At 68.5% G+C, this 23,210-nt stretch carries 24 protein-coding genes; 4 read left to right on the plus strand and 20 right to left on the minus strand.

Going from position 1 to position 23,210, the window contains the following annotated elements:
* Positions 1-82: 82 nt before the first annotated feature.
* The 11 genes from flgL to flgB form a co-directional block, all read right to left on the minus strand.
* A complete protein-coding gene (gene flgL / locus BP68_RS15535) occupies positions 83-1,342 on the minus strand; it encodes a flagellar hook-associated protein FlgL (protein WP_496373371.1) in 1,260 nt (419 codons plus the stop codon).
* Between the two features lie 11 nt (positions 1,343-1,353).
* Complete coding sequence (gene flgK / locus BP68_RS15540) at positions 1,354-3,348, minus strand: flagellar hook-associated protein FlgK (RefSeq protein ID WP_496373373.1); 1,995 nt, start codon at positions 3,346-3,348, stop codon at positions 1,354-1,356.
* 22 nt (positions 3,349-3,370) lie between these two features.
* Complete coding sequence (flgJ, locus tag BP68_RS15545) at positions 3,371-4,297, minus strand: flagellar assembly peptidoglycan hydrolase FlgJ (protein ID WP_496373375.1); 927 nt, start codon at positions 4,295-4,297, stop codon at positions 3,371-3,373.
* Positions 4,297-5,442, minus strand: coding sequence for a flagellar basal body P-ring protein FlgI (locus tag BP68_RS15550; RefSeq protein WP_496373377.1), 1,146 nt, complete (start codon positions 5,440-5,442; stop codon positions 4,297-4,299). Before BP68_RS15550 ends, flgJ begins: the two co-directional genes overlap by 1 nt.
* Positions 5,443-5,635: 193 nt before the next feature.
* On the minus strand, positions 5,636-6,319 hold the full coding sequence (locus tag BP68_RS15555) for a flagellar basal body L-ring protein FlgH (RefSeq protein WP_496373379.1): 684 nt from the start codon (positions 6,317-6,319) through the stop codon (positions 5,636-5,638).
* An 11-nt stretch (positions 6,320-6,330) separates the two neighbouring features.
* The gene (gene flgG / locus BP68_RS15560; RefSeq protein ID WP_496373381.1) at positions 6,331-7,113 is read right to left on the minus strand and encodes a flagellar basal-body rod protein FlgG; all 783 of its coding nucleotides are present in this window, start codon (positions 7,111-7,113) and stop codon (positions 6,331-6,333) included.
* Positions 7,114-7,130: 17 nt separating this feature from the next.
* Entirely contained in the window at positions 7,131-7,871 is a 741-nt protein-coding gene (flgF, locus tag BP68_RS15565; protein ID WP_496373383.1) for a flagellar basal-body rod protein FlgF, read from the minus strand.
* A 172-nt stretch (positions 7,872-8,043) separates the two neighbouring features.
* Positions 8,044-9,639 (minus strand): flagellar hook protein FlgE, encoded by a 1,596-nt coding sequence (locus tag BP68_RS15570; protein WP_496373385.1) that lies wholly within the window; start codon positions 9,637-9,639, stop codon positions 8,044-8,046.
* Between the two features lie 43 nt (positions 9,640-9,682).
* The gene (locus BP68_RS15575; protein WP_496373387.1) at positions 9,683-10,333 is read right to left on the minus strand and encodes a flagellar hook assembly protein FlgD; all 651 of its coding nucleotides are present in this window, start codon (positions 10,331-10,333) and stop codon (positions 9,683-9,685) included.
* 31 nt (positions 10,334-10,364) lie between these two features.
* Positions 10,365-10,769 (minus strand): flagellar basal body rod protein FlgC, encoded by a 405-nt coding sequence (gene flgC, locus BP68_RS15580; RefSeq protein WP_496373389.1) that lies wholly within the window; start codon positions 10,767-10,769, stop codon positions 10,365-10,367.
* Between the two features lie 20 nt (positions 10,770-10,789).
* Positions 10,790-11,206 carry a flagellar basal body rod protein FlgB gene (gene flgB / locus BP68_RS15585; RefSeq protein ID WP_496373391.1) on the minus strand — a complete coding sequence of 139 codons (417 nt, stop codon included), beginning with the start codon at positions 11,204-11,206 and terminating at the stop codon, positions 10,790-10,792.
* Between the two features lie 235 nt (positions 11,207-11,441).
* Here flgB and flgA point away from each other — a divergent pair, with 235 nt between their 5' ends.
* The 3 genes from flgA to BP68_RS15600 all read left to right on the plus strand — a co-directional run bounded on the left by flgA (position 11,442) and on the right by BP68_RS15600 (position 13,035).
* Positions 11,442-12,194, plus strand: a complete 753-nt coding sequence (gene flgA / locus BP68_RS15590; protein WP_496373393.1) for a flagellar basal body P-ring formation chaperone FlgA — start codon at positions 11,442-11,444, stop codon at positions 12,192-12,194.
* A gap of 93 nt (positions 12,195-12,287) precedes the next feature.
* Positions 12,288-12,611 carry a flagellar biosynthesis anti-sigma factor FlgM gene (gene flgM / locus BP68_RS15595; RefSeq protein WP_496373395.1) on the plus strand — a complete coding sequence of 108 codons (324 nt, stop codon included), beginning with the start codon at positions 12,288-12,290 and terminating at the stop codon, positions 12,609-12,611.
* Between the two features lie 70 nt (positions 12,612-12,681).
* The gene (locus BP68_RS15600; RefSeq protein ID WP_496373397.1) at positions 12,682-13,035 is read left to right on the plus strand and encodes a hypothetical protein; all 354 of its coding nucleotides are present in this window, start codon (positions 12,682-12,684) and stop codon (positions 13,033-13,035) included.
* A 433-nt stretch (positions 13,036-13,468) separates the two neighbouring features.
* On the opposite strand, the gene BP68_RS15605 is transcribed toward BP68_RS15600, so the two are convergent.
* From BP68_RS15605 to motA, 9 genes are all read right to left on the minus strand, one after another.
* Positions 13,469-14,185: an RNA polymerase sigma factor FliA gene (locus BP68_RS15605; RefSeq protein WP_496373399.1), complete on the minus strand. Its 717-nt coding sequence runs from the start codon at positions 14,183-14,185 to the stop codon at positions 13,469-13,471.
* 4 nt (positions 14,186-14,189) lie between these two features.
* Positions 14,190-14,987, minus strand: coding sequence for a hypothetical protein (locus BP68_RS15610; RefSeq protein ID WP_496373401.1), 798 nt, complete (start codon positions 14,985-14,987; stop codon positions 14,190-14,192).
* Entirely contained in the window at positions 14,977-16,578 is a 1,602-nt protein-coding gene (gene flhF, locus BP68_RS15615; protein WP_496373403.1) for a flagellar biosynthesis GTPase FlhF, read from the minus strand. The genes BP68_RS15610 and flhF overlap by 11 nt, the downstream gene beginning before the upstream one ends.
* Positions 16,575-18,659 (minus strand): flagellar biosynthesis protein FlhA, encoded by a 2,085-nt coding sequence (flhA, locus tag BP68_RS15620; RefSeq protein WP_496373481.1) that lies wholly within the window; start codon positions 18,657-18,659, stop codon positions 16,575-16,577. Before flhA ends, flhF begins: the two co-directional genes overlap by 4 nt.
* A complete protein-coding gene (locus BP68_RS15625; protein ID WP_496373405.1) occupies positions 18,659-19,816 on the minus strand; it encodes an EscU/YscU/HrcU family type III secretion system export apparatus switch protein in 1,158 nt (385 codons plus the stop codon). Before BP68_RS15625 ends, flhA begins: the two co-directional genes overlap by 1 nt.
* 197 nt (positions 19,817-20,013) lie before the next feature.
* Positions 20,014-20,646, minus strand: a complete 633-nt coding sequence (locus BP68_RS15630; RefSeq protein ID WP_496373483.1) for a protein phosphatase CheZ — start codon at positions 20,644-20,646, stop codon at positions 20,014-20,016.
* 2 nt (positions 20,647-20,648) lie between these two features.
* A complete protein-coding gene (cheY, locus tag BP68_RS15635; protein WP_496373407.1) occupies positions 20,649-21,035 on the minus strand; it encodes a chemotaxis response regulator CheY in 387 nt (128 codons plus the stop codon).
* A 64-nt stretch (positions 21,036-21,099) separates the two neighbouring features.
* Positions 21,100-22,041 (minus strand): flagellar motor protein MotB, encoded by a 942-nt coding sequence (gene motB, locus BP68_RS15640; protein WP_496373409.1) that lies wholly within the window; start codon positions 22,039-22,041, stop codon positions 21,100-21,102.
* Between the two features lie 30 nt (positions 22,042-22,071).
* On the minus strand, positions 22,072-22,932 hold the full coding sequence (motA, locus tag BP68_RS15645) for a flagellar motor stator protein MotA (RefSeq protein WP_496373411.1): 861 nt from the start codon (positions 22,930-22,932) through the stop codon (positions 22,072-22,074).
* Between the two features lie 17 nt (positions 22,933-22,949).
* Here motA and BP68_RS15650 point away from each other — a divergent pair, with 17 nt between their 5' ends.
* Positions 22,950-23,210, plus strand: coding sequence for a hypothetical protein (locus tag BP68_RS15650; RefSeq protein WP_496373413.1), 261 nt, complete (start codon positions 22,950-22,952; stop codon positions 23,208-23,210).

The raw sequence follows: 23,210 nt of genomic DNA on the forward strand, positions 1-23,210 counted from the left end.
GGTGGTTCGAGGGGGCGAAGGCCGCCATTGTCATGCCGCGCCGGGGCGCGCGCATCTGGCGAAAACCCCGCGCCCGTTGGCGTCAGCTGATGAAGTTGAACAGCGACAGGCGCTGCACCTGGGCGTAGGACTTGAGCGCGGCCTCGTAGCCCACATGGGCGTTCTGGAAGTCCGAGATGCCCTGCACCATGTCCAGGTCCTCGGCGCGCGAGCGGTCGGCCTCCAGCTGGATGGAGCGGTTGCCCTGGTCGCCGGCGATGCGGTCGGCGCGGTTGAGCAGTTCGCCCGCGTAGCCGCGCATGTTGTGCAGGCGCTCCATGCCGATGTCGATGTTGGCCAGCGCCTGGCCCACGGCCTGCGTGGCGGCATTCTGGTTGGGCGCACCGCCGATGTCCCTGATGGCGCTGTCGATGGAGCTCATCAGGCTGGCGCTGGGCTGCAGGCTGATGGAGTCGCCGTTGGCGGGGTTGCCCTTGATGGTGAAGCTCAGGCCGGGAATGCCGGTCACGGAGACTTCCATCGGCTTGTCGGACGGGTAGTCTGGAATGGTGACCGGCGCCGACACCGTGGGCGGCACGGTGCTGTTGTCGGTGATGGTGTACTGCGCCGAGGTGGTGCCCGGCGTCGCACCGGGAACCACGTTCAGGAAGTCGATCTGGTAGTTGTTTCCTGTCACCAGGTCCGGGTTGACCGGGGTGATGCCGCTGGTTACGAGGGTGCGGTCCGGCGGAATGGTGCTGCCGGTGGCGTAGTACACCCCATCGCGCTGCGGGTCGAACATCAGCGTCGCATGTCCGTCCAGCGTCGTCGTGATCGACGTGCCGTTGCTGCTGCCCTGGCCCGGCAGGCCGGCGAACAGGTAGTCGGGGTTGCCGATCAGCGGGCCGGTGAAGGGCTCCAGCGCGCTGCCCAGGGCGCCCAGCAGCGGCACGCCATTGGTGTCCTTGCGGTTGATGACTTCGGTGAGCTGCTCGCGCAGGCTCTGGATCTGGTTGGCGTAGGTCTTGCGGTCCTCGGGCTTGAGGGCGCCGCCGCCGGCGGCCACGACCAGCTGGCGTATCTCCTGCACCAGGCCCACGGCGTCGCCCAGGGTGGACTCGGCCTGGGCGATGGCATTACGCTGCACGTCCAGCGCGCGCTGCTCGGTCTGGATGCGGCTCAGGCGCGTGAGCGCGCGCTCGGCCTGGGCTGCGGCCACGGGGTCGTCGCTGGGGCGCACCACGCGCTTGCCCGAGGTGAGGTTTTCCTGCAGGTCCACCAGTGTCTTTTGCCGTGCGCTGAGGTTGCGCATCGTGCCGTCGTACATGTTGGCGGTGCTGACGCGGTAGAAAGAGCTGCTCATGCGGGGTCCTTTCAGCGGCCCATGGTCTGGATCAGATTGTCGAAGATGTTCTGCGCGATCTGCAGCACCTTGGCCGAGGCCTGGTAGGCCTGCTGGTACTGGATGAGTCGGGCGGCCTCCTCGTCCAGATTCACGCCCGAGACGGCCGTGCGGCTGGCCTCCAGGTTGCTGGCGATGGAGTCCGAGAGCTTGGCCGCGTATTGCGCGCTTTGCGTGCGCGTTCCCACCTGGGCCATGAGCCCGGCATAGCCGTCGGCCATCGAGGACTCGTCGAACATCTTCACGTCGCGCAGATCCATGAGCGCCGTGGCGTTCCCGGCGTTGCGCGTGTACATGTCGCCGTACTGCGGATCGAGCGCGTTGCCGATGTTGACCGTGTCCCCCGTCTTGGGCGTGCCCTGCAGGGTGATGGACCAGCCGTCGATGGTGATGGGCTGGCCGGGGGTGTAGGGCCGGGCCGCTGGCGCAACCGGTGTCGGCGGGTTGGTGCCGCGGTTCAGCACGTCGTAGGTGGCGGGCGGGCCGGCGGTGAAGGCCAGCTGGATGCCGCCGGGAAACGCCGGCGGAGTCGCGGTGTCGCCGTTGGGCGGCAGCACCAGCCCCGGCGGATTGGGCAGGCCCGTGGCCTTGAGCCCCGCCAGCTGCAGCGTGCCGGTGTTGGACGTGCCCATGGCCGCGTTGACGGGGTTGGCGGCGGCCAGGTCGCGTGGCGAGTACACCAGAGACTGGATGTTGGCCGCGGCGCTGGCAAAGGGCTTGAACAGCACGCGCTCGTTCGCGGCGCCGGCCGTGGTGAAGTCGAAGGTCAGGCCGTCGATCTGCTGACTGCGCAGGTCGTTGAGATCGGTGAAGGGCGTGGCCTTGCCATCCGACAGCCGCACCACCTGCCCGCCCGGCGGCGAGGTGAAGTGCACCTCGTAGTCCGACGCGGCGAACTGCGTGGGCGAGAAGCGGGTCGGGTCGGTGAAGCCGATGCTGCCCACGGCCGTGCCCTGGGTGTAGCCATGGACCGAGGCGGGGGTGGAAAACAGCGGCTTGCCGGGCTGCCCGTCCAGGGTCAGGCCCAGCGTCTGCTGGTGGTTCATCGTGGTGCCGATGGCCAGCGCCATGCGCCCCAGCAGGTTGCGGCCCTCGGCCAGGTCGTGGTTGGCAAACTTCAGCAGGCCCGCCATCTCGCCGCCGCCGAGCATGGACTCCTCCAGCTCCACGGGCGCGGCGCCGGGGCGGTTGAAGAACAGGCGCGTCTGGCCGCTGCCGGGAAACAACTGCGATTCGTCGACCGACACGGTGGTGGGCGTGCTGCCGAGCACCAAGGCCTGGCTGCCGCCCACGAACACGCCCACCGTGCCGTCGTCGGCCGGGATCTGCGTGGTCTGGATGTACTGGTTGAGTTCGCGGATCAGCTGGTCGCGCTTGTCCAGCAGATCGTTGGGCGTCTGGCCGTTGCCCTTGACGCGGGCGACCTGCTCGTTCACCTCGGCAATGCTGCGGGCCAGGGCGTTGATGCGGGTGGTGTTGTTCTGCAGCTGCTCGTTGACCGAATACTGGATCTCCTGCAACTGCTCGGCGCTGCTGCGCATGCGCGCCGCCATTTCATCCATGCGCGTGAGCGTGACGGTGCGCGCCGTGATGTCGGTGGGCGAGGCCACCACGTCGGCCAGCGAGTTCATCATGTCGGTGATGGCCGCGCCCAGGCCGCTGGTGCCGCCGCTGAACACGTCCTGCATCTGCCCCAGGCGCTCGGCGCGGATCGTGTCGGAGGCCTGCACCGCCTGGGCGGCGGCGGCCTGGCGCGTGAGCAGCTCGTTGTGGTTGCGCAGGATGGTGGCGATCTGCACGCCGTTGCCGATGTAGCCCGAGCCGGTGAACTGGCCCTGCACCGTCTCCATGGCCACGCTCTGGCGCGAATAGCCGGCCACGCTGACGTTGGCGATGTTGTGCCCCGTGGTCTGCAGGGCGACCTGGTTGGCGAGGAGGGCGCGGGCGCCGACGTTGAGAAGGCTCATGGTTCAGTGGTGCGGTGCGTTGTCAGGCCTGCGTGCCGGATGCCTGGGCCAGGACCGGCGTGCGCGCCACGCCCTGCGTGCTCTGGATGGCACGGCTGAGCTTGGCGGCGTACTGGGGGTCGGTGGCGTAGCCGGCCTTTTGCAGCTCCGTGGCGTAGGCCACGGCGGAATGGGTCTTGCCGCGCGCCTTTTCGTAGCGCGGGTTGTCATTGATCAGGCGGGCATAGTCCTTGAACGACTCCTCGTACGAGTCGTAGGCGCGGAACTTGGCCACCACCTTGCGCGGCGCGCCGTTGATGTATTCGGTGGTGGTCACCTCGGCCACCTTGCCGGTCCAGTTCTTGCCGGCCTTGATGCCGAACAGGTTGAAGGCATTGCTGCCGTCCCGGTGGCGGATCTCGCTCTTGCCCCAGCCCGTTTCGTGCCCGGCCTGGCCCAGCATGAAGCTGGCGGGAATGCCGCTGCTGTGCGCCACGCGCTCGGCCGCGGCGCGGTGGTGCTGTACGAAATCGTCGCGGCCCTTGGGCGATGGCGCCTTGGGGTCGCCGGCCGGCGCGGCCTTGCGCAGCGCGGCGTCCATGCTCAGGGTGGAACCGGGCACCAGCGTGGTCTGGCCGTCGCCGCCCAACTGCTTGGAGAGCTGGCGCTGAATGGCCTCGGCCAGCCCGCCGGGCTGGCCCGCCATCTGCACCGACAGCTGCTGGTCGAACAGGTCGTTGGCCAGGTTGCCCTCGGCGCCGTCGAGCAGGCCGGACTTCATGGTCGCCTCGCGCATGCTCTTGATGAGCTCGCGCATGAACAGCGACTCGAGCTGCTTGGCCGTTTCCTGGATTGCCTGCGGGTCGTTCTGCCCGGCCTGCAGCTTGATCGCGTTGAGCGAACGCCCGTCCACCGCCAGCGCCTGGCGGGCGGCGCCGGCGTTGCCGGTGCTGGAAAGGGAGAAGGCCATCAGATCACCTCCAGCTCCGCATTGAGCGCGCCCGCGGCCTTGATGGCCTGCAGGATGGCCAGCAGGTCCTGCGGCGTGGCGCCCAGGGTGTTGAGCGCGCGCACCACGTCGGCCAGCTGCGGCGAGGCGGGAATCTCCAGCACCTTGCCGCCGTCCTGCTTGACCTGGATGTCGCTCTTTTGCGCCACCACGGTCTGGCCCTGCGACAGCGGTGCGGGCTGGCTGATGACGGGCGTGCTGCTGATGGTGATCGACAGGTTGCCGTGCGCGATGGCGCAGGGCCCCAGCGTCACGGCCTGGTTGAGCACGATGGAGCCGGTGCGCGCGTTGATGACCACCTTGGCGGCGGGCGTGGACGCGGGCAGCTGCAGCTCCTCCAGCTCGGCGATGAAGTTCACGCGCGCACCCGGGGTCATGGGCGCGCGCACCTGTACCGTGCGCCCGTCCAGCGCCGTGGCCGTGCCCGGGCCCAGCCGTCCGTTGATGGTGTCGGCCACCTTGCGCGCGGTCTGGAAGTCCGAGGCGTTCAGGCCCAGGTTGATGGTGTCGCCTTCGTGCAGCGGCGTGGGCACCGAGCGCTCGACCTGCGCGCCGTCCGGGATGCGGCCCGCGCTCAGGTGGTTGATCTGTACCTTGCTGCCGCCGGCCGATGCGCCGGCGCCGCCCACCACCACGTTGCCCTGGGCCAGGGCGTAGATCTCGCCGTCGGCGCCGCGCAGCGGCGTGGCGATCAGCGTGCCGCCCTTGAGCGACTTGGCATTGCCCATGGAGGACACGCTCACGTCGATCGCCTGGCCCGGCTGGGCGAAGGCGGGCAGCTGCGCGGTCACGATCACCGTGGCCACGTTCTTGAGCTGCGGCGCCGTGGTGCCCGGCGGCAGGCTGATACCCATCTGCTGCAGGTAGTTCTGCATGGCCTGCGTGGTGAAGGGCATCTGCGTGGTCTGGTCGCCCGTGCCGTCCAGGCCCACCACCAGGCCGTAGCCCGTGAGCTGGTTGCTGCGCACGCCCTGCACGGCGGCCACCTCCTTGATGCGCAGCGCATGCGCGGGCAGCGCCGTGCACAGCGCCAGCATCCCGAGCGCGGCCAGCCGCTGCAGCGCGCGAGCGCCGGCCGATGAAGGGAGCGGGGGAAAGGTGGTCATGGCAATGATTGTGGGTGCGCCCCGCATGGCGCGAACCACCGAAAAGACGCCAGAAAACCCCTTATTTGCCGGGCATGGGGTTTAAGATGAAAAACGGCCGTAGCGCTTATTTATAAAGCGCTAGTAGCTATTATTTTTGATGTGAGTGCGGCGGCGCCCCGCACTGGGGGCGCACCGCGGCGCAGAGGGCGCGCTAGAACGGCGCGACCGAGTTGAAGGCGCGCGACAGCCAGCCCATGGCCTGGGCCTCGCTTTGCGCGCCGCGGCCGCGCGACTGCAGGCGGGCATTGGCCACCTGGGTGGAGGCCACCACGCTGCCGGGCTGCAGGGAGCGCGGGTCCACCGTGCCCGAGAAGCGCAGCACGTCCACGTTCTCGTTCACGCCGATCTGCTTTTCGCCCGACACCACCAGGTGGCCGTTGGGCAGCACGTCGATGACCGTGGTGGTGATGGCGCCGGTGAAGGTGTTGCTGCTCTCCGTGCCGCCCTTGCCCGAGAAGGCGTTGCTGCTGCTGGCGCCCAGGTCCAGCTTGCCCAGCTTGCTGGCGCCGACGAACGGAAACGCCGTGATGCCGGCCGAGGTGTCGGAGCTGCGGTCGATGGTGGAGGTGGAGTTCTGCTTGGCCGTCACCCGCTCCACGATCTGGATGGTGACGATGTCGCCCACCAGGCGCGCGCGCCGGTCCTCGAAGGCGGGGCGGTAGCTCGCGGCATGGAACAGGCTGCCGGTGGCCGGCCCGGTGGGACGCGGCGTGGCGGCCACGGGCGGCGGCGCGGTGGGCAGCAGGTCCACGGGCGGCGGCGGGTTCATGGTGGCGCAGCCGGTGGCCAGCATGGCGCAGGCCAGGGGCAGGACGAGGCGCAGGGGGGTGTTCATGGCGCGTGTCCTCACAGCTGCGACAGCTTGGCCAGCATCTGGTCGGAGGTCTGGATGGCCTTGGAGTTCATCTCGTAGGCGCGCTGGGTCTGGATCATGGTGACGAGTTCCTCCACCACGTTGACGTTGGAGGTCTCCAGAAAGCCCTGCTTCATGATGCCCAGGCCGTTGGTGCCCGGCTGGCCCTGCTGCGGCGCGCCCGAGGCGGCCGATTCCTTGTACATGTTCTGCCCCACGGGCTCCAGGCCGGCGGAGTTGATGAAACTGGACATGGCGAGCTGGCCCAGCTGCTGCGGCTGGGGATTGCCCGCCACGATGGCGCTGACCACGCCGCTTTCGCTGACGCTGATGCTGGTGGCGCCCTGCGGCACCGTGATGCCGTTGGCCACGGGCAGGCCGCCGGAGGTGACCAGGCGCCCCTGCGAGTCGAGCTGGAACGAGCCGTCGCGCGTGTAGCCGATGGTGCCGTCGGGCAGCTGCACCTCGAAGAAGCCATTGCCGTTGATGGCCACGTCCAGGCTGTTGTTGGACTGCTGCAGGCTGCCCTGCGTGAAGTTGCGGCTGGTGGCCACGGTGCGCACGCCCAGGCCCAGGTGCAGGCCCGTGGGCAGCTGGTTTTCCTCGGTGGTCTGCGAGCCCACCTGGCGCAGGTTCTGGTAGATCAGGTCTTCGAACACCGCGTTGTTGCGCTTGAAGCCCGTGGTGGAGACGTTGGCGAGGTTGTGCGAGATCACGTCCAGCTGCGTCTGCTGGGCGGTCATGCCGGTCTTGGCGATCCACAGGGAATTGATCATGTGCTTCTCCTAGGTCTTCAGCCGTTCAGGCTGAGCAGCTGGCCGGCGGACTTGTCGTCGCTTTCGGCGGTCTGCAGCAGACGCATCTGCTGCTCGAACTGGCGGGCGGCGGCGATCATGCCGACCATGGCTTCCACCGGGTTCACGTTGGAGCCCTCCAGCGCGCCGGCCAGCAGCCGCGCGTTGGGGTCGCTGGCCATGGGCTCGCCCGAGGTGGTGCGAAACAGCGCGTCGTCGCCGCGCTTGAGCGGGTCGTCCGGCGTGGGCGTGGCGAGCTTCAGCCGCGCGAGGGCCTGGGGCTGCTGCCCGGCCACGCGCGCGGTGATGGTGCCGTCGGCGCCCAGCGTCACCTCGGCGTTCGGGGGCGCGTCAATGGGCGCACCGCCGTCCGAGAGCACCGGCAGCCCGCCCTGCGTGACCAGCTGGCCCGCGGCCGTGACCTCGAAGGCGCCGCCGCGGGTGTAGGCCTCGGTGCCGTCCAGCCCCTGCACGGCAAACCAGGCGTTGCCCGCGGCCATGGCGTCCAGGTTGCGGCCCGTGCGCTGCACCGGGCCGGGCGTTTCCACATGGCCGGAGGTGGCCTCCAGCGCAAACACGCGCGTGGTCGATCCGCTGCCCTGCAGCGGCACCGAGCGGAAGTTGGACAGCTCGGCGCGAAAGCCGTTGGTGGAGGCGTTCGCCAGGTTGTTGGACAGCACCGCCTGCCGGTGCGCGGCGGCGCTGGCGCCGGTCATGGAGGTGTAGATGATGCGGTCCATCGTGCAGGTTTCCTTTCAGCGATTCACCGTGCCGCGCGTTGCCCGCGGCGCATGGAACGGGCGCGCCCCAAGCGCGGGCCGCCGTGCAAGGGCCGCCCCGCCGCACGGGCGGCGTCCCCCTTCCCGCGCGAAGCACGAGAGAGGGGGGAAGCGGCGCAGCCGCTCAGGGGGGTCATCTCAAGTTCACCAGGGTGGACATCACCTGGTCTTGCGTCTTGATGGTCTGCGCGTTGGCCTGGTAGGCGCGCTGGGCGGTCATCATGTTCACCAGCTCGGCCGTGAGGTCCACGTTGGAGTCCTCCAGCGCGCCCGAGCGCAGGGCGCCGAAGTTGCCGTCCGTGGGCGTGCCCAGCACCGGCTGGCCCGATTCGTAGGTTTCCACCCAGTTGTTGCCGCCCACGGCCGCCAGGCCCTGCGTGTTGCGAAAGCTCGCCAGGGCGATCTGGCCCTCGGCCCGCGTCACGCCGTTGGAGTAGCGGGTCATGATCATGCCGTTGTTTTCGACATTGATGCCCGTGAGTTCGCCCGAGGTGTAGCCGTCCTGCGCCAGCTCGGACACGGCGAACTTGGTGCCGAACTGCGTCACCTTGTTCAGGTCCAGCGTCACGGGAAAGCTGCCGGGCGCCGGGTTGCTGCCGGGCGCCGTGGGGCTGTTGGGGTTGGCGGGGCTGGGGTTCACGGACAGCGCCAGCTCGAACGACTGCTTGGTGGCGGCGGGAGCGGTGTTCAAGGGCGTGTGCGCGGCGGTGACGTTCGCGGCGAAAGTGCCGTTGGCGTAATCCACCAGGTTGTCCTTGAGGCGGGCGGAGGCGACCAGGGTGTTGGCGGGCGCATCCGAATAGGTGAAGTCCCAGGCATCGGCAGGGGAGGCCGCGGTCACCGTGGTTTCGCGGATGGCGTAGGTGCCCTGGGCGTCGGGGCCATAGAAGCGGTAGGTGAACGACGTGGGGAAGTCGTCCTCCTGTGTGAGCGTGGGATCGCCGTTGACCACGGAGCTGGCCACGGGCTCGACCGTGGCCGCGATGGCGCCGTTCTTGTCGGCGATCATGCGGCCGGTGATCGATGGCACCGTGGGCGGCGCGGTGGTCAGGTCATCGAGCTGGTTGTAGATGTCCCAGGTGTTGGCACCGTTTTTCTCGAAGTAGAAGCTCAGCGGCGTGGCCACGCCCTGGCTGTCATACACATTGAGCGAGGTTCCGTAGGTGGTGCGCGGCGTGGCCGGCACGGGCGGGGTGGCCGAGGGGTCGCCCTTGGCGTTGGGCGTGCGGGCATCCAGGTTGAAGGCGGTCTGGATGGCCGTCGTCTGCTTGGCGGGGATGGGGGCCGACGTGGGAAAGGTCAGCGGCACCGCGGTGCTGGAGGTGCGCAGCCCCGTGACCGGGTCGATGGGGTAGCCCATCACCTGCGCGCCGTTGTTGGTGACCACGTTGCCCAGGTTGTCAAGCTTGAAGTTGCCGGCGCGCGTGTAGGCGCGCGAGCCGTCGGGCATCTGCAGCGTGAAGAAGCCGTTGCCGTTGATGGCCACGTCCAGGCTGTTGCCGGTCACCGTGAGGTTGCCCTGGTTGAACTGCTGGGACACCGAGGACACCTCCACCCCGATGCCGGAGTTGGTGCCGCCCGCCGCGCCGATGGCCGAGGCGATCATGGCCGCGAACTCCGTGCGCGAGGACTTGAAGCCCGTGGTGTTGGCGTTGGCGATGTTGTGGCCGATGACGTCGAGATTCTTGGCCGATGTGTTGAGGCCCGAGAGACCTTGCTGGAAACCCATGGTGTGCTCCTGATGGCGGGAATGCGGTACGTGGTGCGGGCGTTCAGAGCACGCTGTGGATGCGGAAGTAGTTGACGCTGTCGCCGTTGTCCAGCGTCAGGGTCAGGGCGCCGGCGCTGGAGCCCGTGGCCACGACCTGCGCCTGTGTCAGCGGCGTGGCCGTGACGGCGGTCTCGCCGGTGGTGGCCGTCACGCGAAAGCGCAGGTCGGAGGTGTTGCCGCTGTACTTGCTGGCGTCCCACTCGAAGCTGCGGCGCCCCTTGTCCTGTGCGCCCATCTCCACCGTGTCCACGACCACGCCTCCGGGGGTGACGATCTCGACCTTGACGTCCTTGGCGGCGCCTTCCAGGCTGAAGTAGCCCTTGCCGGCGGTGTCGGTGAAGCTCATGCGGTTGCCTTCGGTGAGTACCGAGCGCCCGATGAGCGAGATGCCCTGGATCTGCTGCATCGTCGAGAACTCCTCGGCCATGGTCTGCATGGTCAGGTTCAGCGTCTGGATGCCCGTCACCGTGTTGATCTGCGCCATCTGCGTGGTCATCTGCGCGTTGTCCAGCGGATTCATCGGATCCTGGTTGTTGAGCTGGGCGACGAGCAGCTTGAGAAAGCGGTCCTGCATCGCCGCGGGGTCGTTGGCTGCATTGGCGGACGTGCCGGAGTTGACGGTGGCGGTGGAGCCGATGGGGTTGAGGATCATGGTGTGCTCTCTAGGGTGGCAGGGCGGTGCCTCACTGGCCCATCTGCAGGGTCTTGAGCAGCAGCGACTTGGCCGTGTTCATGACCTCCACGTTGTTCTGGTACGAGCGCGAGGCCGAGATCATGTTGACCATCTCCTCCACGGCATTCACGTTGGCGTGGGTGACGTAGCCCTCGGCGTCGGCCAGGGGGTTGGCGGGGTCGTGCACGCGGCGGCCGGGGGCGTCGCTTTCCTGGATGGCCGAGACGCGCACGCCGGCGGAGCTGTCGGGCCCCATGGGCGTGGTCTGGAACACCACCTGGCGCGCCTTGTAGGCCTGGCCATCGGGGCCGGCCACGGCGTCCACGTTGGCCAGGTTGCTGGCCACGACGTTCAGTCGCTGCGACTGCGCGCTGATGGCGCTGCCCGAGACGTTGAAGATGGAGAACATGGACATGGCGGGTGCTCGCTTTCTCTTTACTGGCCCTGGATGGCGCTCAGCATCGTCTTGGCCTGGCCGTTGATGAAGCGCAGCGTGGCCTCGTAGCGCACGGCGTTGTCCACGAACGCGGCGCGCTCGCGGTCCATGTCCACCGTGTTGTTGTCCAGGCTGGGCTGGGTCTGCAGGGCATAGCCCAGCGTGCTGTCCGAGCCGCCGCTGCTGGCGGCCGGCAGCGGAATGTGGCGCGGGTCGCTCACGCTGGGGCCGGACCGCGGGGCGCTGCCCTGGGCCTCGGTGGCGGCGCGCATGGCATCGGCGAACTTGAAGTCGCGCGCCACGTAGCCGGGCGTGTCGGCGTTGGCGATGTTGCTCGCGATGGCGCGCTGGCGCTCGGAGCGCAGCAGCAGCGCGTTTCCGTGAAAGTCCAGGCGGTTGGTCATCTTGTCGAGCATGTGGGCCTCGGCGTGCAAATAGGGGTTGGCGCCATCGCCCGGCGGGCTGGTGGCGTGCGTCGATTATGGAAATCGGCCGCCGTTTCTAAAGCGCGAAGAAAGCGGGGATTGGCCCGCTGTTCGGTGCTTCCAGGCCGTGCGCGCCGGCCTACAGTGGCATCCGTGAAAGGGTGCCCGGACCGCCTCGCACCAGGCCAGGTCACCGGGCGCCGCTATGTCCGCTGGAGCCGTTCCCATGCCGTTTTCTCTCGTGCGCCTCACCTCTCTTGCCGCCTTCTTGCGCCCGCTGTGTGCGGGAATGGCCCTGGGCGCCGCCTTGGCCCTGCCGGCGCAGGCCCAGGCGGTGGCAGATCAGACCCCCGAGTTGGGCGCGCTGACCCAGCGCTGGCTGGACGACGCGCTGGCCCAGGCCCAGGCGGGCGGGCTGCCGCTGCGCATGGAGGTGAGCGTGGGTGCGCTGGATTCGCGCCTGCGTCTGGCGCCCTGCGCCCGCGTCGAGCCCTATCTGCCCACCGGCGCGCGCTTGTGGGGCCGCACGCGCCTGGGCCTGCGCTGCCTGGACGGGGCCACGCGCTGGAATGTGTTCCTGCCCCTCACCGTCAAGGCCTATGGCCCTGCGTGGGTGCTGGCCGGCAACGTGGCCACCGGCACGGTGCTGACGGAGCAGCACGCAATGGAGGCCGAGGTGGACTGGGCCGCCGAGCAGGCCGCCATCGTCGCCAACCCGCAGGCATGGGTGGGGCAGGTTGCGGCGCGGCCGCTGGCCGCCGGCCAGGCCCTGCGCCAGAACATGGTGCGGGCGCCTGACCTCTTCAAGTCCGGCGCGCTCGTGCGCGTGGTGGTGCAGGGGCCGGGCTATGCGGTCACGGCCTCGGGCCAGGCCATGAGCGCCGGATCCCAGGGGCAGAATGTGCGCGTTCGCATGGCGAATGGGCGGTTAATCGGCGGAACTGTGTCGGAGGATGGAACAATAGAAGCGGCCTTGTGAGCCGCGCGGCGCCACAAAGCGCTAAAGTTCGCTCCCTGCCGGCCGAAAACATGGCTACTGGCCCCACATCTCACAGGGGTGGTGGAGAGTGCGATGAAGATTGGAAACAACCCGGATATTGCGAATGCGCTGTCACAGGCCGCTGCCGTCAAGCAGCAGGCCAAGGCCGCCGCGCCCGCGCCGGCCGCAGAGGCGGCGGCCCAGGGCACCGCACGCGCCGCCGCGGGGGTGCCGGTCACGCTGTCCGCCACCGCACGCGGCGTGGAGTCCGCCCGGGGCGCGGCCGATTTTGACGCCGGCAAGGTCAAGGCCATCAAGACCGCCATCGACAAGGGCACCTTCCGGGTGAACGCCGAGGCCGTGGCCGACAAGCTGCTGGCTAACGCCCAGGAAACCCTGTTCCGCGCCCGCGGCTGATCGCCGCCGCCGCAGGACGCGCGCCCGGCCTTCTGGCCTGCCGGGGTGACAGGCCCTAGACTCACCCCCCATGTCACTCGACGACACCCTCACCTCCATCGAAGCGCAGCTGCAGCATATGCATGCTGCGCTTTTGTCCGATGACCCCCTGGTTTTGGAGCGGACGGCCCCGCAATTGCGCGAGGCGGCCATCGCGCTGGCCCAGGCCCTGGCGCAATCGCCCTGGGGCGATGGTGCGCCGGACTCTGTGGCGCAGCGCGTGCAGGCCATAGGCCGGCAGCTGTCGCTGCTGCGCGACCAGTTGGCGCGGGTGCTGGCGCTGACGGAGCGGCAGGCGGCGTCGCTGCTGCCGCCGGTGGAGGGGGTGACCTATGGGCCCGCCTCTGGGACGGTGGGGGCGCGGATCTACCGGGCGCCGGGCTGATTTTGGGTTGAAATAGGCTGTGGCGCTTATGGGATAAGCGTCAGTAGCTATTCTTTTTGATGTCTTCTGGGCCTTTTGATGTAGCTGGCCGGGATATGCGCCCGGCGGCGCACTCACTTTCTTTTGCTTCGCCAAAAGAAAGTAAGCAAAGAAAAGGCGACCCTGCTGTCCGTGACCCCGCTGCTATGCAGCGGGGCAACCTGCGATGCTCGGTCTGTGCGGGGTCTCGCTCGAACTCGCGCCTGCGGCGCTCAGACAATCGCGAGCCCTGGTCCGCCCAGCCCTGCGCTTCTCGGTACGGCCAGAAGGGCACCCGCGAGACAGGCCATCGCTGCGCTCGGCCGACAACGTTCAATCCAACCAAAGAAACTCAAAAAAGATAGCTGTCTACGCAGACTTTATAAGCCAAGCAGCCCATTTTGAGTCAGAAAGATCAATGCCCCCGCATCTTGGTGCGCAGCCGCGCGATCGCCTGGCTGTGCAGCTGGCACACGCGCGATTCGGTCACGCCCAGCACGGCGGCGATTTCCTTGAGGTTCATGTCGTGCTCGTAGTACATGCCCATGATGTACTGCTCGCGCTCGGGCAGCTGCTTGATGGCCTCCACCAGCGAGGCGCGCAGGCGCCGGTCGCGCAGCGCGTTCATGGGGTCGGCGTCGCCGCTGGCCACGTGGCGGTCCAGGAAGCCCTCGTCGTCATCGTCGCCGTGGTGGATGTCCTCCAGGTACACGAGCTGCGTGCCGCGCACCTTGCTCAGCAGGGACTGGTAGTCCTCCAGGCTCATGCCCAGCTCGGCCGCGATCTCGGACTCCATCGGGCTGCGCCCGAGCTTCTGCTCCACGCGGTGCAGGGCCTGCTCGATCTCCTTCTGGCTCTTGCGCGAGCTGCGGCTCATCCAGTCGCCCTCGCGCAGTTCGTCCAGCATGGCACCGCGGATGCGCTGCGAGGCGAAAGTCTCGAACTGCACGCCCTGGGCCACCTCGTAGCGCGAGAGCGCGTCGGTCAGGCCGATCATGCCGACCTGGATCAGGTCGTCCAGCTCCACGTTGGGCGGGAGCTTGGCGATCATGTGGTGGGCGATGCGCCGCACCAGGGGCACGTGCTGGTGGAACAGCGCGTCCCGGTCGAGCTGGCCTTTCGCGGTGTACATCGTTTCAGTGGCTCCGTTCCAGGGGGGAGAGGGCGGAGAGACTGTGCGCGGGCAGCATTGGCATGGGGGCGTCAATGGTGCATGCGTTTTCCAGCAGTTGCAAGGCCAGGCGCTGGATGTCCTGCGCGCGCGCGCCGGCCACCGTGGTGGTGTGGATCTGCAGGCCCAGGTGGCCGCGGGCGCTGCGCTGCAGCGTGGCCAGCGCCTCGGCGGTCTGCCGGGGGTGCGCCGCCGTGTGGGGCGGCAGGATGGAGGCCACCGTGCAGCCCACGCCCGCATGCAGCGCCATGTGCTTGAGTTGGCGGTAGCTGCGCACCATGCCCTGGGCGCCCGGGCCGGTCATGATCAGCGGCACGCTGGCGCTGCCGCGCAGCAGCGGCGCCAGTTGCTCCGGTGGCGCGTACAGCACCATCAGCGCGTAGGAGCGAAACAGCGGGTGCAGGCGCGGCAGCGCGGCGCCGGGCGGGTGCTGGGCCGGGTCGGCCAGCCGCGCCAGGCCGCGGGCCGCGGGCACCACCGCCAGCGAGGCGCTGGCGGCCGCGGCGTCCAGCGCCTCGGTGCCGGGCCAGGGCGTGGCGCCCAGCAGCTGCTCCAGGCCGGGGGCCTGGTCGCTCTCGGCGGCCGTGCCGTCCAGCACCACCACGGGGTAGCCCAGGCGCTGCAGGCTGGAGCACAGCTGCCACAGCATTTCCAGCCAGGGGCCGCTGTCCGGCTGGCTCAGCACGGCCAGCAGGCGCAGGTCGCGCTGCGGCGTGAAGCTGTGCAGGCCCGTGGCCTGGTGGAGGATGGTGTCAAGCAACATCGGCCAGTCCTTGCTCGTCGGCGGTTTCCGTGGCGTGCGAGAAGAAGAAGTTGAGTTCGGCCGCCTTGGGGTCGAAGGCCGACTTCACGCTGGTGCGCATGGAGGCGCTGACGAGCTTGCGCGCGTCGGCCGCCTCCCAGTCCTCGGGCACGCGCTGGCCGTTGGTCACGCCGCGCAGCACCATCTGGTGGCGGATCAGCGCGTCGATGGCGGGGCCCAGCTTCACGGCCTCGTCCACCTTGGACAGGATGGCCTGCTGCGAGCCCGTGGTCTTGAAGCCGGTGAGCACGTCGTCCAGCGTGTCGCCATGGCTGCTGGCGTTGAGCACCAGCAGGCGCTTCACGCCGGGCAGCTGCAGCACGTCCAGCAGGTCGCGCTTGCGCGGGTCGCGCGGGGCCACGCCCGTGGTGTCGATGAGCACCATCTTCTTGGACGACAGCAGGCCCAGCAGGTCCTGCAGCGCCGCGCGGTCGTGCGCCAGGTGCGCCACCACGCCCAGCATGCGGCCGTAGGAGCGCAACTGCTCGTGGGCGCCGACGCGGTAGGTGTCCAGCGTGATCAGGCCCACGCTGGCGGGGCCGTGGATGCGCGCGCACAGCGCGGCCAGCTTGGCCGTGGTGGTGGTCTTGCCCACGCCGGTGGCGCCCACCATGGCGTAGATGCCGCCCTCTTCGTACAGCGGCAGCGTCTGCGCGTCGGTGCGCAGGTTGCGCTCCAGCACCTCCATCAGCCAGCGCACGGCATCGGCCGCGCCCAGGTGCTCGGGCAAATGCTCCAGCACGGCGCGCGACAGCGCCGGCGAGTAGCCCGAGCGGATGAGCTTGAGCATCAGGTTGGACTGGATGGGGTTCTGGCGCGCCTGGCCCAGCCAGGCCAGGGTGTTGAAGCGGTCCTCGATGAGCTCCTTCATGGACTGCAGCTCCTTCATCAGGCTCTGCTGTCCCAGGCCCGCGGCCAGCGTGGGCGCGGCGGTGGTGGGCAGCTCGGCACGGCGCGGCGTGAGCTGCTCGGCCCCCAGGGCGGCGTGCATCACCCGCAGCGGGTTGTGGCGCGCCAGGGGGGCGTTCACCGGCAGCGGCTCGGGCTGTGGCGCCAGCGTGCGCTCGGCGGGGCGCTCGAAGCGGCGTTCCTGCTGGCCGTGCTCCAGACCCGCGCGCTCGTTGAGCGTTGCGGTGCCGGGCGTGCCGTTCAGCGCCTCGTGGCGGCGGCGCAGCATGCGCTCGCGCACATAGTCCTGGAAGGACAACGTGCTCATGGCGAGCTGCTCGGTGTCCTTGGCGACGGTGTTGCGCGCCGCGGCGGCGGGGCGGGGCGCTGGGGGCTGGACGGGCTGGGCCTGCTGGAATGGCGCCGCCTGCGGCGTGCGCACGGGCGTGCTGGCGGCCAGGTCGTCGGCGCGCTCCTGCAGGCGGCTGGGCGCGGGCTCGGCGCCGCCGTGCAGGGACGACAGGGTCTCCTCGGCCGTGGCCACCACTTCGACGCCATTGGCCGTGGGGCGGTTGGACAGGATCAGCGTGCCGTCACCGAAGGCCATGCGCGCCTTGGCCAGGGCCTCACGGGCGGTGGGGGCGGTAAAGCGTTTGATGTTCATGACGTTGCACCTTTGAGGATCGGGCCGATGCGGATGGTGTGGGTTTCAGGAATCTCGCTGTGCGCGAGCACCTGCAGGCGGGGCGCCACGCGGCGCACCAGGCGGGCGATGGCGTTGCGGATCTGGTCGGGCACCAGCAGGCAGGCGGGCATGCCCAGCTCTTCCTGCTTCATGGCCACTTCGGCGGCCTTGTGGGTGAGCAGGTCGGCCACGCCGGGGTCCAGCGCAGGGCCGCTGGCATTGCCCAGGGCCTGCACCAGCAGGCGTTCCAGGCCGGGCTCGATGGCGATCACATTGAGCTCGCGCGTCGGGCCGTAGATCTGCTGCACGATGGCCGGCGACAGCGCGATGCGCACGCGGCGCGCCAGCTCCGCGGGGTCCTGCGTGCTGCCGGCGTGTTCGGCCAGCGTTTCGATGATGGTGCGGATGTCGCGGATGTGCACGGATTCCTCCAGCAGCAGCTGCAGCACCTTCTGGAACGTTGTGATGGACACCATCTTGGGCACGACTTCTTCGATCAGTTTGGGGGCCAGCCGGGTCACATGCTCCACGAGCTGCTGGGTCTCGGTGCGGCTCAGGAGCTTGGAGGCTTGCACTTGCATCAAGTGTGACAAATGGGTCGCCATCACGGTTTCCGAATCAACCACGGTAAAGCCCGCCATTTGCGCCGCTTCCCTTTGGTTGGCGTCGATCCAGTGCGCGGGCAGGCCGAAGGCCGGGTCGGTGGTGGGCGTGCCGATCAGCGGCGTGCTGATGCCGCCGGGGTTGATGGCCAGGAACATGCCGGGGTGCGCCTCGCCCTCGCCCACGACCACGCCGCGCAGCGTGATGCGGTAGGCGCTGGGCTTGAGTTCGAGGTTGTCGCGCACATGCACGGCCGGCGGCAGGAAGCCCACCTCCTGCGCGAACTTGCGGCGCACGCCCTTGATGCGCGTGAGCAGGTCGCCCTGGCGGTTCTTGTCCACGAGGGCGATCAGGCGGTAGCCCAGTTCCAGGCCCAGCAGGTCCACGGGCTGCAGGTCGTCCCAGCTGGCCTCGCCGTCGCTCACGGGGGCGGGCGCTTCTTCCACCGGGGCGGGGCGGCGCTGGCGCTGCAGCAGCAGCCAGGCACCGTAGCCGATGGCGCTGCCCATGGCCAGGAACACGGTGTGCGGCATGCCGGGGATGAGGCCCAGCAGGATCAGCACCCCGGCCGTCACGCCCAGCACGCGCGGCGACATGAAGAGCTGGTGCACGATCTGCTGGCCCATGTCGGTTTCCTTGCCCACGCGCGAGATCACCATGGCCGCGGCCACCGAGATCAGCAGGCCCGGAATCTGCGCCACCAGCGCGTCGCCCACGGCCAGCAGGATGTAGCTGTTGGCCGCATCGAGGGCCGACAGGTCGTGCTGCAGCATGCCGATGGCGAAGCCGCCCACGATGTTGATGAGCAGGATCAGGATGCCGGCGATGGCGTCGCCGCGCACGAACTTGCTGGCACCGTCCATGGAACCGAAGAAGTTGGCCTCCTCCTGCACCTCGGCGCGGCGGCGCTTGGCCTCCTTGTCGTCGATCAGGCCGGCGTTGAGGTCGGCGTCCACGGCCATCTGCTTGCCGGGCATGGCGTCCAGCGTGAAGCGGGCCGAGACCTCGGCGATGCGCTCGGCGCCCTTGGTCACCACCACGAAGTTGATGACCACCAGGATGGCGAACACGATCAGGCCCACGGCGAAGTTGCCGCCGATCAGGAAATGGCCGAAGGCCTCGATCACCGCGCCCGCGGCGCCGGGACCGGTGTGGCCCTCCAGCAGCACCACGCGGGTGGAGGCCACGTTCAGCGACAGGCGCATCAGCGTGGTGAGCAGCAGCACCGAGGGAAAGGCCGCGAAGTCCAGCGGCTTGATCATGTAGGCCGCCACCATCATCACCATCAGCGCCACGGCGATGTTGAGCGTGAAGAAGGTGTCCAGCATCCACGCGGGAATGGGCAGCACCATCAACGCCAGGATGGCGACCACCAGCAGCGGGGCCGCCAGCCCCTGCAGCGCCGAGCCATGGTTGCCGGCCCATTGGCGGAGGGTGTTCATCGGGGTGGAGGTCATCATGCGTTACCAGGTGCGGCGGCTGGTGCGCCGTGGTGCGGGTCGAGCTCGGGCGGCACGTACGGGTCGGGCTGCGCGTCGGGCATGCGTCCCTCGCCGCGCAGCGCGGCCTTGAGGCGGTAGACATAGGCCAGCACCTGCGCCACGGCGGTGTAGAGCTGGGCGGGAATGGGCTGCTCCAGCTCGGCGTGGGCGTACAGCGCGCGCGCCAGCATGGGCGATTGCAGCACCGGCACGCCATGCTGCTGGGCGATCTCGCGGATCTTGAAGGCCAGCAGGTCCGTGCCCTTGGAGATGACCTGGGGCGCGCCCATGCTGGCGTCGTCGTACTTGAGGGCCACGGCGTAGTGCGTGGGGTTCATGACCACGAAGTCGGCCTTCGGCACCGCGGCGATGCTGGCGCCGTCGGCGATCTCGCGCGCGCGCTGGCGCTGGCGGCCCTTGAGCTGGGGGTTGCCGTCCGACTCCTTGTGCTCCTGCTTCACCTCCTCGTGCGACATCTTCAGGCGCGACTTGAAGAAGAAGACCTGCAGCGGCACGTCCACCACGGCGAACAGGAACACCACCAGCAGCAGCAGGCTCATGCCCGAGACGATCCACTCGCCCGCGTGGCGCAGCGACAGCGGCGAGGGCTGCAGCACCAGCAGGGCCATCTTCTCGATGCTGTTGCCCATGAACTTCCAGGCGACGAAGGAGAGGATGCCGGTCATCAGCACCATCTTGCTGACGTTGGTGAGCTGCTGCTTGGAAAACAGGTTGGCAAAGCCCGACAGCGGGTTGAGCCGGTTGAATTGCGGCGTGATGGGCTTGAGGCTGAAGATCCAGCCGCCCGCGCCGATGGCGCTGAGCAGCGCGGCGCTGCCGGTGAGCAGCGCGAACGCGGCGCTGGCCAGCACGCCGATCACGGCCATGGTCTTCAGGCGCTCCAGCATGTGGTCCGGCGTCTGCACGGTGGCGGCGTCGAACACCAGCTGCTGGCTCAGGGCGCGTTGCAGGTACTCGGTGAACCAGGGCGCGAGCACCAGCAGCGACAGCGCGCCCATGCCCAGGATCGCCAGGTGCGACAGATCCCGTGAGCGTGCGGCTTGGCCGTCGCTGCGTGCCTTCTGGAGCTTGCGCTCGGTGGCGGGGAGGTTTTTGTCTTGGCTCGAATCCATGGCGGCGTGACTTCTGGGTCACGCCATTGTCGGGAGCCGGGGCGAAAGCTAAAGCCCGAATAAGGGGGCGGTAGCGGCGCTATTCACGCCGCGTGGCGCAAGGCGCGGGCGTTCATGTTGCTATTTAAGTTATAGCTTGTTGCGCTTTATCCATGGGCGCTAGAGGCCGATTCGGCTGTCAATGCATCGGCGCTGGCTCAGAACCCCAGGCTGGCCAGCAGGTCGTCCACCTGCGACTGGCTGGTCACCACGTCGGGCGTGGACTCGGGGCGGACCACGGGCCCCTGCAGGTGCTCGCGGCGGGGCTCGGGGGCCGGGGCCTGGGCCGCTGCCTGGAGCGGCGCGGTCTGGATCAGCAGCTGCACCAGCTGCTGCTCGATGGTGGCGGCCAGGTTCACCACGCGCGCGATCACCTGGCCGGTGAGGTCGTGGAAGTCCTGCGCCATCATGATTTCCGTCAGGTGCGCGTCGGCCTCCTTGGTGACGCGCTCCACGTCGGTCAGGAAGTTGAAGATCTCGCCCTTGGCCACGGCCGCCACCGGGTCGGCCACCAGCGCGGTGACCACGCGGCGCGTTTCGGCGGCGATGTAGTCGTGCTGCGCCTTGGCCTGCTCCACGCGGCCCAGCACCTTCTCGGCGGCCTCGCCCGTCAGGCGCGCGATGTAGGACAGGCGGCTTTGCGCGTCGGGCAGCTCGCCCATGGTGCCGCGCAGCTGGTCCGCGTAGCCCAGCTCGGTCAGCGCGTTGTGCAGCTGGCGGGTGAGCTGGCCGATCTTGTGGTGGACATCGTCCGCCCCGTCGGGGGGCATGCTGCGCTCCGCTGCCTCCATGTTCACAGCCCCAGTTTCTTGAGGATCAGCGTGACCTTCTCTTCGAGCGTGGCCTTGGTGAACGGCTTGACGATGTAGCCGGCCGCGCCGCCCTGGGCCGCAGCCACGATGTCCTCCTTGCGGGCCTCGGCCGTGACCATGAGCACCGGCAGGTGCTTGAGCTTGTCGTCCTTCTTGATCTCGCTGAGCAACTGGAAGCCGTTCATGTTCGGCATGTTGATGTCGGTGACCACGAAGTCGAACTTGGCATTGCGCAGCTTGTGCAGCGCCACCACGCCATCCTCGGCCTCGTCGGCGTCGGCATAGCCGCTTTCCTTGAGCAGGTTGCGGACGATGCGCCGCATGGTGGAAAAGTCGTCAACGATCAGAAAACGAAGGGCGGAGGACACAAAGGACCCTTTCGGTGGAAATTACGGAACTATTGTCGTAAGTCAGTAGCAACGTGACAAGTTGTTACTGACTGGGTGGGGCAGAAGCTGGATTCTCCTGCTTTTCGGCCTCGGTGGGCGGCAATGGGAATAGGATGTTCTTTTTTCCCATGAGCCGCTCCTCGGCCTCGTGCGTCAGCACCGTGATCGTGATGCGCCGGTTCACCGCCGCGCGCGGGTGGTCCGGCTCCAGCAGGTCGCTGGCGGCCAGGCCCACCACGCGGCCCAGCTTGCCGTCGGGCATGCCGGCGGCCACCAGCTCGCGGCGCGAGGCATTGGCACGGTCGGCCGACAGTTCCCAGTTGCTGTAGCCGCGGTCACCATTGCCGTAGGGGGCGGAATCGGTGTGGCCGGCCAGGCTGACGCGGTTTTCCACCCCGCCCAGCGCCGCGCCGATCTCGCGCAGGATGTCGCGCATATAGGGTTTGACCAGGGCGCTGCCGCTGTCGAACATGGGGCGGTTCTGGTCGTCCACGATCTGGATCTGCAGCCCGTCGGGCGTGAGGTCCAGCCGGATCTGCGAGCGGTATTCGTTCAGGCGCGGGTTCTCGGTGATCATCGCGTCGATCCGCGACTGCAGCGCCTTGATGCGCTGCGCATCCTGCCGGGCACGCTCGGCGCGCGCCATCTCGATGTTGGTGCGCAGGTTGGTCGCGTTGTCGGCGTCGGAGCGGCGCACCTGGCCGTGCACCTTGGACAGGTCGTTGCCGCCGCCCGGAATCACGCTGGAGCTGTTGCCCGCGCCGTCGCCGCCCTGCATCGACACCTTGAGCGGCGACGAGAAATACGACGCAATGCCCTGCAGCTCGCCCTTGGCGGTGGAGCCCAGCAGCCACATCAGCAGGAAGAAGGCCATCATGGCCGTCACGAAGTCGGCGTAGGCGATCTTCCAGGCGCCGCCGTGCGGTGCATGGGGGCGCTTCTTGGCGCGCTTGATGATGATGGGCTGAAGCTTCTTTTCTGCCATGGCGGGCGGTCCTGCGCGGGGCGGCCGTTGTTACTTCTTGCCCTTCACATGGGCTTCCAGCTCCACGAAGCCGGGGCGATCCCCCGAGAACAGCACCTTGCGCCCGAACTCGATCGCGGTGGCCGGGTTGTAGCCCTGCATGCTGGCCAGCAGGGTGGACTTGATGCACTCGTATTCCTTGGCCGCGTCGGCCGCCTTTTGCTCCAGCAGGCCGGCCAGTGGTTCCACCGCGCCATAGGCCAGCAAGATGCCCAGGAACGTGCCCACCAGCGCCGAGGCGATCATGCCGCCCAGCACCGCCGGCGGCTGCCCCACCGAGCCCATGGTGTTCACCACGCCCAGCACGGCCGCCACGATACCGAAGGCCGGCAGCGCGCCGGCCAGCCGCGTGAGCGCCGCCACGGGGGCGTGCGCCTCGGCGTGGTGGGTCTCGATCTCGCTGTCCATCAGCGCCTCTATCTCGTGGGCGTTGAGGTTGCCCGACACCATCATGCGCAGGTAGTCCGTGGTGAACTCGATCACATGCGGGTCGCTGCCCACGGTGGGAAACTTCTTGAACAGCTCGGAATCCTGGGGCGCCTCGACATCCTGCTCGATCGCCATCAGGCCCTCCTTGCGCGCCTTCTGCAGGATTTCATAGAGCATGGCCATCAGCTCCATGTAGCGCGCCTTGGTGTACTTGTTGCCCTTGAACACCTGCGGCAGCGTGGCCATGGTCGCCTTGAGCACCTTGGGCTGGTTGGTCACGATGAACGACCCCAGCGCCGCCCCTCCGATGGTGATCATTTCGAAGGGCAGGGCCGTCAGCAGCACCTGCACGTTGCCGCCATGGGCCACGAACACGCCGAAGACGCAGCCGAAGGTGATGATGTAGCCGAGGATGACGAGCATGGAAGGCGGATAGGCTGGTGAATATTGCCGCGCCCGATGGAGGCTGGAGCCGCAACGGGATTGCGCAATCGTATCAGTGGTATCGGACGGCTTTGGCTTCTCTTGAGCTTATGGCATGTCGGGCGCCGCAAAAGGCGCAATTGCCAAGTGTTCAAGGGCGTTTATGCGGTTTTCACCCCAGGGAACTGCTCTATGCTGGTGTGCCCGATGGGGTAGGCATTTGCTCCTTTGTTGATGGTTTAGGGCGCTTGACCGGCAAGTGTTGGACGCTGTTTTGA

The organism is Diaphorobacter oryzae DSM 22780, from assembly GCF_059568935.1.